Source organism: Vibrio sp. MMH1-50 (genome assembly GCF_022347645.1).
GTDB classification, from domain to species: Bacteria; Pseudomonadota; Gammaproteobacteria; order Enterobacterales; family Vibrionaceae; genus Vibrio; species Vibrio harveyi.
The window spans coordinates 25,580-40,693 of the sequence record NZ_JAKRGG010000012.1 but is presented as its reverse complement, the minus strand read 5'-3'; the positions used below and the strand labels follow the sequence as shown (position 1 = coordinate 40,693).

The window sequence follows — 15,114 nt, the reverse complement described above, 5'->3', positions numbered from 1 at the left end:
AAGATGCCGAGTAGAGTAACGTAAAGTTTGGTAAAACTTATTGAGCTAGACCATCAAAATTAGAGATGTTTAACCAATTCTTGCGCAACGAAGTCTGCGATAAAAGGCTGAGCTTCTGGTTTTGGGTGCAGACCATCATCCATCATCCATTCAGGTTTAATGATGACGTGCTCTAAGAAGAAGGGCATCAGAGCCACTTTTTGGTGTTCAGCAAGCTTAGGGTAAATATCGTAGAACATATCGCTATAGCGCTTACCGTAGTTTGGTGGCACACGGATTTGCATCATCACAACATCCGCACCAGAATCTTTGATCATGGTAATCATTTTCGATAAGTTCGACGTAATAAGTTTAGGTGGGAATCCACGAAGACCATCGTTGGCACCGAGTTCAATAAGGACGACGTCAGGAGTGTGCTGCTCAAGGAGAGCTGGCAAACGCGCAAGACCATTACCTGTGGTGTCCCCTGAGATACTGCCATTTACAACTTTTACATCTTGACCATGTTCTAGTAACGCATCAGGAAGTAAGCTAGGCCAACTCTCTTCGATTGGCATTTGATAGCCAGCGCTTAGGCTGTCACCCAAAACAAGCAACTTTTCGTTCGCCTGCGCAGAAGCGGAAAGACAGAAAAAAAGAACTAAGGAAAGTATACGAATCATGCAAACACCTGTACTTAAAGCACCTATTGTTCAAGCTAATTTAGTTTCTAAACAAGTCTCTACTAATCAAGAACATTTAACAATCCTTAAAAATGTAAATGTTGACATTCGAAAGGGTGAGAAGATTGCCATCGTTGGTACCTCTGGCGCGGGCAAGTCTACATTGATGACACTGCTCGCTGGATTAGATACACCAACCTCAGGCGAAATCACCTTATTAGGGCATGAGCTTTCAAAGTTAGACGATGAAGCTCGTGCAAAAATTCGTGCGGACTCGTTGGGTTTCGTATTTCAAAGCTTTCTTCTCATTCCAAGTTTGAGCGCATTACGAAATGTCACGTTACCTTGTCTTCTACGTGGTGAAGCTGAAGATGATGCAAGAGCAAAAGCATTGCTGACAGCGGTTGGGCTGGAAAAGCGTCTCGACCACTTACCAAGTCAATTGTCGGGGGGAGAACAACAGCGTGTCGCTCTTGCACGGGCATTTATGACTCAGCCAGAACTGCTGTTTGCCGATGAACCAACGGGAAACCTCGACCATCAAACCGCCGAAAGAGTCATCGAGCTTCTGTTTGATTTGAATGAACAGCATGGCACAACGTTAGTACTGGTTACTCACGACAGTCATTTAGCCAGTCGTTGTGACCGTGTATATCGAATGGAAGCAGGCGAGTTGCAGGAGGAGGTGATATGTCCGTGATCTCTTCAAGTGAGCAAGACTCAACTCAGATGCCTAAGCAGGCTAAACAATCGCCAAACAAAAGCTTAGTACGTTGGAGTTTCGGTGAAATCCGTCAAGGAAATTTATGGCCGATCAGTGTTGCCTTAATTCTCGTGATTGCCAGTATCTTTGCGCTCTCGGCTCTGGCAGAAAGAATGGAGCAGGTGATCGTTAAGCAAGGTAAAGATGCGTTAACAGCAGATGCTGTTTTTGTGTCTGCTAATCCTATACCAAATACTTTGTTGGCTGCTACCGACGAGATGCCACGCTCTACCATGACACGATTCGCTACCATGGCATTCAGTGATACTGGCATGCAGCTTATCTCTGTTCGTGCCGTTGATGAGCAGTACCCTCTGATGGGTGAATTAGTCTTGGACAATAACTCAGCCGGCCACGTCAAAGAAAACCAGCTATGGCTTGATGAACGCATCATGGCGCAGCTTGATGTTAAAAAGGGTGACGCTGTCACCATTGGCGATGCGGACTTTATCGTTTCAGGTGCAGTTTTGATGGAACCAGGTTTGAGCTTTAACCCATTCCAACAAATGCCTTCAGCCTATATTCATCAAAGCGACGTTGAAAAAACAGGGGCAATCCAGTTGGGGAGCCGTGTTCAATATCGTTTGTTTTTAAAAGGCGACGATGCAACATTAACGCAACTGCAAGACAGTACTGAATTGTCACCAAGTGATCGCTGGAGAACGCAAGATACAGCAAGTCGAAGTAACGAAGTCTTCGAACGAACAACTCAATACCTGTCTTTGACGGTTGCTATTGTTATCATCATGGCGGCAACGACGTTGGTTTTGACTTGCCAAAGCTACGTGAACAGCCGAACGCAAACCATCGCAATGTTGAAAAGCTTGGGGGCGAGTCGCCGCTGGATTGAAAAGTGGCTTTTGATTCAAGTCACCATTTTGCTGCTTAGTGCCAGTATTGTTGGTCTGCTATTAGGTAGTGGTTTGGAGTATTTGTTGCGAATTCCCCTCAGGGATTTGTTGCCTAATCCACTGCCTAGTTACGGTGTCACTCCTGTATTGATTTCAGTTGTATCAGCGGTTCTTATTACTGTTCCAGCGCTTGGGATTCCCTTACTCGGATTAATCAAAACACCTGCTCTAGAAGTTCTTCAACAAGGTTCTGGCAAACGCTCTTGGAAACGCATGTGGCTTATCTTAGTGCCCGTCGTGCCTTTGCTTATCCTTTATGCAAACAACACTCTGGTTTGGATTGTACTTGCGGGCATTGCGATGTTATTTGTCGTGCTTGCGGCAACGAGCGTTGCGCTCACTAAGTTATTTGCTCGAGTTTCTACTCGACCAGCAATGAAGCTTGCACTCAGTCGAATCAATCGCACACCAGTTACCAGTGGTTTGCAGTTTGGCGCTTTATCGCTTTCTCTGATGTTACTTTCGATAATTTGGTTAGTACGTAGCGATATTCTTGCTGATTGGTCGAGAACACTTCCTGCGGACGCACCTAACGTATTTGCTTTGAATATCGCTGATTACGAACTAGACAGTTATCTAGAAACATTGGACAAAAACAACGTGACGCGGTCACGAGCTTTCCCAATCATTCGTGGTCGATTAGCAGAAATTAATGATGTAAGCGTTAAAGAGATTAAATCAGAGGGGCAAGGCTCAGATGCCGTGAGTCGTGAACTTAACCTCACTTGGGGGGAGACACTTCCTGAGTACAACGATGTCATATCTGGTGAGTGGAAAAACAAAGCCAGTGTATCGGTAGAAGCACAGGTCGCAGATGAACTGGGTATCGAACTTGGTGACAAATTGCGGTTTGTTATTAACAGCCAAAACTTCGATGCCACTGTTGATAGCATTCGTCATGTTGAGTGGCGTGATATGAAGCCTAACTTCTATTTCATCTTTTCGTCTGACGTGATGGCAAGCTTACCAGGCTCTTATTTGATCAGTTATCGTATCGACGATGATAACAATGCATTGTTGACGTCGATGTCACGTGCACATCCGACGGTCTCCGTACTCGATATTCGAACCATGGGTGACAAAATCCAAACACTTATTCAACAAATTGTATCGGCAATCACCATATTGGCATTACTTGGTGTAGTGGCTGGTCTTTTGCTGATATTTACATTGCTTCGTTTGAGTTTGTCTCAACGCCAGCAGGAAATTCGACTCTATCGAACATTGGGGTCAAGTAAGAAGCGTATCAACACTACGCTATGGGCTGAATACGGCATTATGGCAATGGTGGCGAGTGGCGTTGCAGTGTTTGCAGCAGAGGTCTGTGTCGCTGCTGTGATGAAATATGGCTTTGAGCTTAATGCGCAGATCCACCCTGAATTGTGGATAGCTTTACCTTTCGCTACGTTTGTTGTTCTTGCTTTAGTGGTAATGAGCCTTTTGAAAAGATTGTTAACGCCAGTAAACACTTAATTAGCCTCCGTTTAACTACCGCGGATGCACTCCATGACAGTTTTATTTTAGTTATCCACAAAAACGGTGGATAACTTTTGGGATAACTGAGTCGTTAGTAAAGTGGGGTGTTTCCGCAGGCTTTATGCCATGGGTGTTAGCGTAAAAATATTATTCACACAGGGTCAAAAACACGCTTTCCTAACAACCTCGTCAAGCACTTTTTTCGGAAATTTTTTGCTCTCAAAAGTAACTTTTGACGTATACCGTTAACAAACGCAAACCCATGAACTTTTTGTGATTTTAATCATACTCAAACCCGAGTAGAATCGACACTAAGTAAAGATTTCTCCTTATAAAATTTTCAGTGAAGCAATGAAGTCTGAGTTTCCAAATCGTAAAGATAAACACATCGCTATCGTTGGTGGTGGCGTAGCAGGTTCAACTGCTGCGATTCACTTTGCCGAGTTAGGTTTTAAAGTGTCCGTAATCGAAAAAGGGGTATCGTTGGTGAATGGTCCCCCAATATGCCATTTGCATGCCGGCGGCAACCTGTATCGAGAGATTTCTGAACAACAATGTTTAGATCTTCTAACCCAGTCTATTGAGACAATTCGCTTGTATCCCCGTTCACTGAATATTCGTCCGACTATTATTGCTGTTCCGTATTCAGACGGTGGTGATCCAGAAACTTTGTTACCACGACTGGAAGTGATTAAACGTGCTTACCAAACGCTGGTTGCCCAAGACGCTCGAAACCAAGTTCTAGGTGAACCTGATGAGTACTACAAACTCTACTCGAAGGAAGCGTTACTACAACTTGCGAGCCAAACTCAACCAGAACAGCCTCAAAGCATTGATGAATGGTGCATCCCATTTGCTCAGCATGCCGATCTAGATGAGCTTAAATACCCGGTTGTGGCGGTTCAAGAGTATGGTTGGAGCGTATTCCGTCTTGCTGCAATAGCGAACATGACTTTAGAGCAGATGCCAAAAGTCGATGTAATTACACAAGCGGAATTGGTGGAGTCTCATTGGAATGGTTCTGCTTGGACTTTGGCTTATACGAAAGATGGTTCTGAACATGCGTTGAACTGCGACTTCTTAGTGAATGCGTGCGGTTTTGAAACCGGAGTCGTGGACGACAAGGTAGGTGTCCGGCGTGAACGTCTTGTTGAGTTTAAGGCAGCATACGTCACTCGTTGGAACGAATGTACTCAACAATGGCCAGAGGTTATTTTCCATGGTCCTCGTGGTACTGATAAGGGCATGGCTCAATTAACACCTTATGGTGATGGTTATTTTCAACTACATGGGATGACCAAAGGTATTACGTTGTTTGACGATGGCTTAGTCGAAAGTTCACAGGCTTCTGCGCAGCCAGAACTACCGACAAGTTTGTTGTCGAAAATACGTCATGGTTGGCGTCAAGAGATACTTGATGAACGTACCGACAATGCGATAGCACACATGGCTCAGTTCATTCCAGATTATCACACGGCAGTAAGAGGTGGTAAGGCGTTATTTGGTGCTCAGCAGATCCCAGGGACAGATCCAGTACTGCGAGCCGCGGACGTCACGTTTGAAGAAAATAACTACGCGCGTATCGAAGTGGTTAAAGCGTCGTCTACATTACTCGCTGCGCAGAAAATGGCGCAATATTGGTTTGATATTGAACCTAGCGATAACGTCGAGCAGCAGCATCCTGTGACTGTCCATTGGACTGATCAAGAAGTAGAGGATTGTGCGATCAAACTGACCTATGAGCGTGGTTATCCGCAAGCATTAGCAGAGCGCTACGGTATGTAACATCCGCGCTTGATACTAAACTACTAGAAGGGCTCAATAACCAAAAAATTGAGCCCACTGACACCATACATCTTGTAGACCTTGTCTATCTCCTCGTATAAAGCTCACGGATTGTCCCGGTTTTGCCTGAGCCAAGCGCGGCAAATCAATCCTAGCGACGCAGCCAAACTTAGGATACCCCCCAATAGTCTGATGATCATTTAACAAAATGATTGGTTTCCCGTCGTTTGGTATTTGGATAGACCCAAGCGCAATACCTTCAGATAAAATGCCATCGTAAGGAGGAGTGATAGTTTCACCTTCTAGGCGATAACCCATGCGATTCGAGTTTGGCGATATTTCAAATATCGTGGAATAGAAACGGTCGATCGCTTCTTGAGAGAAGTCGTTGTATTGATAACCCTCAATAACGCGAAGCTTGATAGGAAGGTTATAATCAGGCTTAAAACGAAAAGTCATTTGCTTGGACTTTCGGCTAGGGAGTGCGTGTGGGTTGAAACTTAAGATGTCTCCAGCTTTCAATGCCAAGCCATTTTGTTCGATGCCTCCTAAGGATTCTCTTAATACTGTTGATGAACTCCCTAAATGTTTCTTGACATTAAAACCGCCTTTCACGGCTAAGTAAGCTCGAAGACCATTGCGTGGCATTCCAAACTTAAGTGTTTGTCCTTTTTTTAACGAAAAGTCAGACCAATTGGTGAGTGCTATTCCGTCAATAGAAGCGTTTAAATCGCCCCCACAAATAGAAAGGTGACAGTCTTCTAGTGCTTTGAAGCTGGCATTCCCAAGCGTAATTTCAATGACTGAGCAATTCACAGGATTCTTTAATAGATGATTTGCCCAACTGTAAGCGTAATCATCAACCGGACCGCCTTGCGTAATACCAATATGCGCGAGCCCAAAACGACCGAAATCTTGAATTAATGAAAGTGGACCTGGCTTCTCTACGATTAAACCTGAAAAACTCATAATTTGCCCCCTAAATTGATGTACTCCTGTCTAGTGATTGAACCAAAAGTGACCTTGTCACCAACTTCAAAAGGAATAAATGGAGGCGTATCAGTGAACAACGAGATGGGTGTTCGACCTATGATGTTCCAGCCTCCAGGGCTATCTGAAGGGTAGACAGCGGTTTTACTGTCCGCTATCGCGACGCTGCCGGCTGGAACGTGAGTGCGGGGGGTATTGTGTCGTGGCATGTGTAATGCCTTTGGTAAGTCTGAAAGAAACGCGAACCCTGGCGCAAAGCCGATTGCTGATACCGTGTAAACCGTTTTGGTATGCAGATCGATCAATTCAGCCAACGGCAAACCAGCATCGTTGAATCGTTCTAAATCGAGCGCGGTCTTTTCTGAGTAGTAAACCGGAATGGAAATGTAGTTAGGTTGCTTATTATCCATCGAGCGGACATCAAAACGAGTAACGAGTTGGTTCAATTCTTTGAGGATGATGGATTCGTTAATTCTAAAGGGCAGGTAATCGATCAAAATAGTTCGGTATGACGGAACAACATTCATGATAATGAGGTTAAGTTTATCGGCAATCTGATGTGCTAACTCACCAATGTGTTCGACGGTCACCGCTTCATGAAAGCGAATCAGAATACTGCATTCAGAGATAGGAGAGATTGAAAACTGCCCTTGATTCATTAATTTCCTCCGGTGTAGAGACTTTGGCGAATCTTTTGAATCAATGCGATGGATTCGTCATTATCTCCGTGGACACAAATTGTGTCAGCTTCTAACAAAATATATTGACCCGATGCCGTTTTGACTCTTCCTGATTCAGCAAGCATTTTGACTTGTTCTAATATAGCGTGTTCGCTGTTTAAGACCGCATTAGGTTGTGTTCTGGGTGTGAGCATTCCATCATCTTGATACAGACGGTCCGCAAAGGCTTCAAATAGCAGAGGTACATCAAAATCATCTGCTATTTCGAGATACTTTTCATTTTCTTGAGAGGCGAGGATCATTAGTGGAACTTTAAAAAGTGCCGCTGCTTTCACTACGGCGAGAAAAACGCCATCGCTTTGCATCATATCGTTATAAAGCGCACCATGGGGTTTGATATATCCTATGTCGGTATACTGCGCTTTGCACAAAGCTTGTAACGCGCCAATTTGATAAATCACCATGTTGGTAATTTCATCATTGGTCATTTTTAAGCTCCGACGACCAAAGCCTTGTAGGTCGGGATAACCAGGATGAGCACCAATTTCAACGTCGTGTTGGTTAGCGAGAGTAATCGTATCGTGCATGACATTAGGATCAGATGCGTGAAATCCACAAGCGATATTCGCCATGTCAATGTGAGGCATTACACTCTCATCGGCACCCATTTTCCACGCGCCATAGCTTTCGCCCATGTCGCAATTCAGTGTCAGTTGCTGGTTATTCAATGTCATACGTTTATAAAAGTCCAAAGTATGCTTTAAAAATGCAGGAAATTACGTTTAAGTTCAGTGACTAACTTCATTCTTCAAGAAGAAGATTATCAAATGAAATGGTGAAAAGATCGTCGTGTTCTTTGAAATGATCCGAAATTTTAAGAAAATCATGACTAATCAGTCCAATAATTGAGATTTACGGCTTCATTTCAAGATTTGTCGTGTTAGTCTTGGCTCTTCTTTTTTGTGTGATAGTTTGCATAGCAATCCTTTCGTTATTTTGATTGCTTTCTGCGACAGGAATATATATGTCATTACGAGCAAAGCTAATATGGCCGATTCTCGCTTTCATCACGGTCATCTTTGTTACATCTCAAAGTTACACGTCATATAACACTTATCAGTCCGCCAAACATGAATTGGTCGAACAGACCAAAGTTCTGATCAATGATGCTTCTCACTCAATTAAAGATGCGCTTGCAACAAAGAACAAGCCAAAAGCGCAAACCATTTTGGCTGATCTGCTTAAGAAGCCAAACGTATCACGCGTAAAGCTTTACGACAAAGACAATAATCCATTTGCTGTATTTGCTTTGGATGGCTTTGCTGCACCTTCGCCGACAGTTAAAGAGCGAAGTCGTCTGCATGAAGTAGGATACGCACTATCTGCACACTTTCTGTACGTTTTTGAGCCTATTATTCACGAAGGACAAGTCATCGGATCGATTAGGGTGACGTTGTCACGAATTCCATTGTTCGAAGTACGAGATGCATTGCTACAAGACGGTGGGCTGTTCTTAGTCATTCTTTTAGCTGGTGGAGTTATGTTCTACTTTGGGGTTGAACGACGAGTTCTTCGTCCCATAGAGGAAGTCAATCGAGCGTTGCAAGATTTAGCTAACGGGCATCACCTTAGTGGAAGGATTCACCATAAATCAAAAGACGAGGTCGGTGCATTGGTCGCTTCTTTCAACTTTATGGTTGAAAAACAGCAGCGACTTGAAAAGCAGCGCAAACATAGCTTGGAAGTGCTAGAGCGCCGTAAGGTGTTCGCCGAAGAAGTGATTGATTCTATTCAGGATTCGTTAATAGTAACGGACAACTTAGGGAGAGTGATTCATTGTAATACTGCTACGCAACGTATTTTTGAACATACTTACCAAGGGATAGAAACGGCAAACATTTGCGATCTAATCCAGACCAAGACGCCAAACGAGCTTGGACAAATACTAAGCCGAGGGCTCGAATGTGATGATATCCACCTGGAAAGTGGTGAAGGGAAGCAACAGCTAAGTTTAACCAGCCGACGCTTAGCGAAAAACGGCTATATGCTTTTCGTAATTCAGGACATCACAGAGATTGAAGAAGCAATGAATCGCCAAAGAGTAGCGGGTCGTGTATTTGAAAGCAGTCAAGATGGCTTAGTGGTGTTGAACCACCAAGGTATTATTACCATGGTTAATCCAGCAGTGACGAAGCTGGTCGGTGTAGAAGCTGACCAATTAGTGGGTAAGCCGTTCATCAAATCAATTCGCTGGAGAAAGCTACAAGCTATGATGCCGAGCATTCAAGAATCTATTGAAAACTATGGTATGTGGCAAGGAGAAGTGATTGAGAAGAACCATCTAGGTCAACTCGTACCAATGTTTGCAAAGGTTAATTGCATTAACAAGAGCGATGACCAAAACACTTATGACATGGTCATCATTCTAACCGACCTATCAAGTGCAAAAGAGATGGAGCGTTTGGAGTATCTTGCACATCACGACGCCTTAACCGGGTTGGCAAATCGTTCTAAGTTCCACCTAGAGCTCGAAGAATTGGTACAAAGATCAGGCTATTTGCGCGACGAATTCGCGGTACTTTACTTGGATTTAGATGGCTTTAAGAATATCAATGACACTTATGGTCATGATGCCGGTGACGAAGTGCTCAAACAAGTGGCAGACCGGATGGCTGCGGCAACTCGACATAGCGATTTGATTGCTCGTTTATCGGGAGATGAATTTGTCATGTTGGTCAACCCAGCAAATCAGAAGGTCGTAACAAGGATTGCAGAACAGTTACTTGAAACGGTTTGCTCTCCAATTGAATACCGAGGCTCCCTGCTTAAAGTTGGCGTGAGCATTGGTGTGAAACTGGTTGGCGTTAACGAGCGTGACGCAACGCGTATTCTTAAGAGTGCCGATACAGCAATGTACCAAGCTAAGAAAGCAGGTAAAGGTCAAGCAATTTTAATGGGTTGCGAATCCCCAGAGACTGTTTAACTGTGGGCTAAAAACCTTTAGACTAACCTGATTCGCGTCAGAAGGATATATAACATGAAAGTACTTGTTACGGGTGGTATGGGCTACATTGGCAGCCACACTTGTATTCAAATGATCGAAGCTGGTATGACGCCAGTGATCCTTGATAACCTATACAACAGCAAACCTACAGTGCTTGAGCGCATTGAAAAGGTTTGTGGTGCAAGACCTGAGTTTATTGAAGCGGACATCCGCGACAAAGCCGCGCTTGTTGAAGCAATGAGAGCGCACAACATTGAAGCTGTTATTCACTTCGCCGGTTTAAAAGCAGTGGGCGAGTCGGTAGAAAAACCGCTTGAGTACTACGATAACAACGTTAATGGTACGCTAGTGCTTGTTGATGCTATGCGTGAAGCAGGAGTTAAATCCATCGTATTTAGTTCTTCAGCGACAGTATATGGTGATCCTGCATCTGTGCCTATCACTGAAGACTTCCCAACTAGCGCAACTAACCCTTACGGCCGTAGTAAGTTAATGGTTGAAGAGTGTCTAACAGACTTCCAAAAAGCGAACCCAGATTGGAGTATTACGCTTCTCCGCTACTTCAACCCTGTTGGTTCTCATCCAACGGGTGAGCTAGGTGAAGATCCTCAAGGCATCCCAAACAACCTAATGCCTTTTGTCTCGCAAGTCGCAGTAGGTCGTCGTGAGTTCTTATCTGTGTTTGGTAGTGACTACCCAACAAAAGACGGTACTGGTGTGCGTGACTACATCCATGTAATGGACCTATCTGATGGTCATGTAGCCGCTCTTGAAAAAGTTGGCAATAAAGCTGGCCTGCATATTTACAACCTTGGTACCGGTAATGGTTATAGCGTTCTTGAAATGGTTAAAGCATTTGAAAACGCATCAGGCAAAGAAGTGCCGTTTAAGTTAGTTGATCGCCGCCCTGGTGATATCGCGGAATGTTGGGCTGACCCTTCAAAAGCTGCAAACGAACTTGGTTGGAAGGCTGATCGCACGTTAGAAGAAATGACAGGTGATACTTGGCGTTGGCAGTCAAATAACCCTCAAGGTTACCCTGACGCTTAAAAAATCAAGTTTTACATATTAATAACAAAAAGGCGCACTTCTGCGCCTTTTTTGATCTAAATCGGAAAAATTCGTAAATTACTGGTTAAAAGGTAGCTTAGATAAATAGAACTGCTAAACTATGTCCGACTCTTAATTTAGGTCGTAAATTTTCTTAAGACTATCGGGGTAGTTCATGGAACTTGGTCTAATCATCGCTTTCATCGTGGCAGCAGCAATCATGGTGAAAAAAGAGATGGCAAAGCAGTAAGTTTTCATTTTTCATTCTTTTCTTAACATTTTTGAAATGAAAACGCGTAAAAAAGTCAGCATATTGCTGGCTTTTTTGTTTTTGTAGCGCAAGTTCTTCGTTTATGACTCATTTATCAATCATTTTCGCAATGTCGCTGCAGATAGTTAGCTTTGTTTGAAAGTGGAAAAACAAAAAAGCACCCAACTAAGCGGGTGCTTTACGAACAGTTTTATAAATTGATGTCACTTAGAACTGGTAATCTACAGAAATTGCCCAGTTACGACCCGGTAAGCTATGGAAGTCTTTGTTGTCCGTACTTTCGAGACCGCGAACATCTTGGTATGTCCAGTATTTCTTATCAAATGCATTGAACAAGCCTGCTGTCAGCGTTAGGTCTTTGATAGGCATGTAATATGCGGTTAAGTCCATTACACCGTAACCTGCCGAATCAATTTGGTCATCACTAGACCAGTCGTCTTTCTTAGCTGCAAGCTTAAGAGACGCAAGACCACCAAAATGATGCTCGACGTTGTCGTAACCTAAACCAAGTACAGAAGACAAAGGAGCGACACTATCTAGTGCTTTACCTGTTGTTTTATCTTCACCATCTAGGTATGTCACAGATACTCTCGTGTACATACCTTTAGGGGCGTCAAAAGCTTCATCTAGCAAAAGTGTAGAACTAAATTCAACACCAGAAATGTCGACTTCATCTCGGTTTACGATCGTGAATCGGTCTTTATTTGGATCGATTTTTGGTAGTTCTTCTGAGTCGATAAAGTCTTTGTACTGAGTGATAAAGCCTGTAAGTTCAAACTGCGCAAAGTTGTTTTGACCACGGAAGCCAATTTCGTAAGAAAGGCTTTTCTCGGCTTCTAAATCTGGGTTAGGAACGAATTCAGCACCAGTGTCGTATTCATAGTAAAGCTGCTCAACTGTAGGTGCCTTAAAGCCCTGACTGATTTGGGCAAAAGTACTTAGTTTGTCGTTAAGGTGGTAAACCGCGCCCAGTTTCCCAGTAAATGCGTCATTACTGTTCTTACCTCGTTCGGTAGTAAAGCCTGCGTCAGATGTTGGATCCGCTTCAAATGAATCGTAACGGATGCCCGCATTTAGTACTAATGTATCGTTAAGTAAGAATGCATTGTCTTGAAGGAAAATACCCCATTCGGTGACGGTGGCATCAGGGATTGTCGTTGAGCCAGGTTTACTAGTGCCATTGTCGTGGTAAATATCCACATTCGTTAGACTAAAATCTGTCACCACAGAATTTAGACCGTAGGTCAGTTCGTGAATTGCATTTCCGGTTGTGATTACCTTGTCGAACTGAGCATCAAACTGAAGTGACTCGTCTTCAGCTTGACGTAGGCGAGTGCGATCCCCGTTATAGCCAATGTAACCTAAATGGTCAGTGACATTAGCGAAGTTAGAGTTTTCGCTCTCTGTGACCTGATAATTAAGGTCTAATTTCATTGAGTCGAAAGCTGCATTTGCTTTAGTGAGTTCGTAGTTTACGCCATAACGCGTACGTGTCATTTCATCACTAGCTTTTGCGTTAGCATAAGTAACGCCAGGTCTTGGACCAAAATTAAGTGTGTAGTTGCCACGACGATCGTTTTCATCGTAGTTGTAGTTATAGCGTTCGAAGACAAAGCCGAGTTTGTTGACATCGTTAATGTTGTAATAAGCTTTTGCCAAAATGTTATTTAGATCTTTGTCTGCTGGGTTCTCAAGACCACGTGCTGAACCATCAATGTCGGAACCATCACCGTAGGTTTCAAGCTCGCTGCCGGTAGAGTAAGTTCCCATCAATAGTGTTTCAAACTTGCCACGGCGCATTGCCCAAGTTAACGTGTTCTTGAATTGTTCGTCTGCAGAGAAGTAGCTCGATTTAATGCCAAAACGAGTCTCGTCACCGTCAGTTTTTAGAACGTCTGAAGGATCTTTTGTCTTAAGAACAACAACGCCACCCATTGCATCAGAGCCATATAGGGTAGAGGATGGACCCTTGTTAATCTCTATACTGGTCAGTGTGTCGAGTTCAATCGCGTTCGGATAAATTGCTTGAACCGCACCGCCACCTGGATTGAAAGGAGTAGCTTGCTGAACGCCATCAATCACAACTTTCACGCGGTCGCCTTCCATGCCGCGAATGTTAAAGCCCGAAATGCCAAAACGACCGGAAGTCGTTGCTTCCACTCCAGGGGTATATTGAACGGCATCATAAAGGTTCTTTGAAAGTGTGCGGTCAATATCTTTTGACGATACGGTCTCAACTGAAGCTGAAACATCATTAACGTTTTGTTCGGTACGAGTTGCAGAGACGACAACTTCATTGAAAGTTGAGCTTTCTTCTGCGTATGCACCTTGTGATAGGGCAATGAGAATAGAGGCTGACAAAATTGATTTTTTATACATTGGCTTCAATACCTTAAATCCATAATAGGCAATAACAACGTGCGGTATCTTAGTTTATACAAATGGTAATTACTATCATTACTATTGTTATTTAGTGTTATTTTTGTCAATGGAAATTTGTGCTATGCGCAACCTAGTCTTTATTTATCAATCTGTTATATTGTTTAAAGTCATTTTCTAGTATAAATTTTTAAATACCACTACTGTGATTTAAATCACGCAAATAGGGAGCTATAGTGCAGAGCCCAATCACTTTAGAAGCACTTCATATCTTGGATGCTATTGATAGAAGAGGAAGTTTTGCTGCTGCTGCGAACGAATTAGATCGCGCGCCTTCTTCGCTTAGCTATCAAATTCAGAAACTGGAACAAGATCTCGATATCATCATTTTCGATCGTTCAGGTCACAAAGCACATTTCACAGAAGCCGGGAAGTTGATTCTTGAGCGTGGTAGGGCAATTCTGCAAGCTAGTGAGAAGCTTGTTAATGATGCAACGCTCCTGGCCAATGGTTGGGAACTTGATATTACGGTGGCTTTTGATGGAATTATTCCTATTTCAAATTTCTTCCCAATGGTAGATGCGCTATCTAACGTGAGTAGTACAAGGGTGAGGTTACAAGAAGAGATTCTTGCGGGAAGTTGGGAGTCGCTAAATACCGGAAGGGCAGACTTATTGATATGTCCGGCTCTCGATACACTTCCGCAAGATGTTAAGTCCGAAAAAATTGGTAAAATGAGTATGGTTTGGGTCGCCGCTTCTGATCATTATGTGCATAAGCGAAGTGGGGAGTTTGATGACAATGCCCGAGAAAAATATCGCGTTATTGCGATTGCTGATACGGCAAGAGAGCAGCCAGCGCTATCAATCAATGTAATGCAAAAACAGCCAAGACTCACAGTGAGCAATTTCCCGGCCAAAGTTGAAGCACTAACTTCCGGGTTAGGTATTGGGACGCTACCAAGTCAAATCGCGGAACCTTTAATTGAGAGTGGCGTTCTTAAACGCATTGAAGGTACGGAAGAACAGCCAATTGATATTATTTTAGCGTGGCGCAGAAATACGATGGGCGAAGCCAAATCTTGGTGCGTACAATACCTTAAGAAAAATTGGCGTCTCAAATAAAAAAATCCCAGCATATGAT

11 protein-coding genes are annotated in these 15,114 nt (G+C 43.5%); 6 read left to right on the top strand and 5 right to left on the bottom strand.

Going from position 1 to position 15,114, the window contains the following annotated elements; translation table 11 throughout:
- Positions 1-59: 59 nt before the first annotated feature.
- Positions 60-662, bottom strand: a complete 603-nt coding sequence (gene tesA / locus MHO32_RS11565; protein ID WP_033008165.1) for a multifunctional acyl-CoA thioesterase I/protease I/lysophospholipase L1 — start codon at positions 660-662, stop codon at positions 60-62.
- Here tesA and MHO32_RS11560 point away from each other — a divergent pair.
- The 3 genes from MHO32_RS11560 to MHO32_RS11550 all read left to right on the top strand — a co-directional run bounded on the left by MHO32_RS11560 (position 661) and on the right by MHO32_RS11550 (position 5,597).
- Positions 661-1,362, top strand: coding sequence for an ABC transporter ATP-binding protein (locus MHO32_RS11560; RefSeq protein WP_038898931.1), 702 nt, complete (start codon positions 661-663; stop codon positions 1,360-1,362). The two genes, tesA and MHO32_RS11560, sit on opposite strands and share 2 nt — an antisense overlap.
- Positions 1,353-3,809 carry an ABC transporter permease gene (locus MHO32_RS11555; protein ID WP_239211981.1) on the top strand — a complete coding sequence of 819 codons (2,457 nt, stop codon included), beginning with the start codon at positions 1,353-1,355 and terminating at the stop codon, positions 3,807-3,809. Before MHO32_RS11560 ends, MHO32_RS11555 begins: the two co-directional genes overlap by 10 nt.
- Before the next feature lie 354 nt (positions 3,810-4,163).
- Positions 4,164-5,597, top strand: coding sequence for an FAD-dependent oxidoreductase (locus MHO32_RS11550; RefSeq protein WP_239211978.1), 1,434 nt, complete (start codon positions 4,164-4,166; stop codon positions 5,595-5,597).
- A gap of 33 nt (positions 5,598-5,630) precedes the next feature.
- Here the strand turns inward: MHO32_RS11550 and MHO32_RS11545 are convergent, their stop codons facing one another.
- The 3 genes from MHO32_RS11545 to MHO32_RS11535 are packed head-to-tail and all read right to left on the bottom strand — an operon-like array spanning position 5,631 to position 8,001.
- The gene (locus MHO32_RS11545; protein WP_239211977.1) at positions 5,631-6,566 is read right to left on the bottom strand and encodes a biotin-dependent carboxyltransferase family protein; all 936 of its coding nucleotides are present in this window, start codon (positions 6,564-6,566) and stop codon (positions 5,631-5,633) included.
- A complete protein-coding gene (locus MHO32_RS11540) occupies positions 6,563-7,246 on the bottom strand; it encodes a 5-oxoprolinase subunit B family protein (protein ID WP_239211965.1) in 684 nt (227 codons plus the stop codon). Before MHO32_RS11540 ends, MHO32_RS11545 begins: the two co-directional genes overlap by 4 nt.
- Entirely contained in the window at positions 7,246-8,001 is a 756-nt protein-coding gene (locus MHO32_RS11535; protein ID WP_017819610.1) for a 5-oxoprolinase subunit PxpA, read from the bottom strand. Before MHO32_RS11535 ends, MHO32_RS11540 begins: the two co-directional genes overlap by 1 nt.
- A gap of 290 nt (positions 8,002-8,291) precedes the next feature.
- Between MHO32_RS11535 and MHO32_RS11530 the strand changes: the two genes are divergently transcribed.
- Both MHO32_RS11530 and galE read left to right on the top strand, forming a co-directional pair.
- Positions 8,292-10,250 carry a diguanylate cyclase domain-containing protein gene (locus tag MHO32_RS11530; RefSeq protein WP_017819611.1) on the top strand — a complete coding sequence of 653 codons (1,959 nt, stop codon included), beginning with the start codon at positions 8,292-8,294 and terminating at the stop codon, positions 10,248-10,250.
- 54 nt (positions 10,251-10,304) lie between these two features.
- On the top strand, positions 10,305-11,321 hold the full coding sequence (galE, locus tag MHO32_RS11525) for a UDP-glucose 4-epimerase GalE (RefSeq protein ID WP_239211957.1): 1,017 nt from the start codon (positions 10,305-10,307) through the stop codon (positions 11,319-11,321).
- Positions 11,322-11,799: 478 nt separating this feature from the next.
- Here galE and MHO32_RS11520 read toward each other — a convergent pair whose 3' ends face one another.
- Positions 11,800-13,971 carry a TonB-dependent hemoglobin/transferrin/lactoferrin family receptor gene (locus MHO32_RS11520; protein WP_017189048.1) on the bottom strand — a complete coding sequence of 724 codons (2,172 nt, stop codon included), beginning with the start codon at positions 13,969-13,971 and terminating at the stop codon, positions 11,800-11,802.
- 236 nt (positions 13,972-14,207) lie between these two features.
- Here MHO32_RS11520 and MHO32_RS11515 point away from each other — a divergent pair, with 236 nt between their 5' ends.
- Positions 14,208-15,095 carry a LysR family transcriptional regulator gene (locus MHO32_RS11515; RefSeq protein ID WP_239211953.1) on the top strand — a complete coding sequence of 296 codons (888 nt, stop codon included), beginning with the start codon at positions 14,208-14,210 and terminating at the stop codon, positions 15,093-15,095.
- Positions 15,096-15,114: the final 19 nt, after the last annotated feature.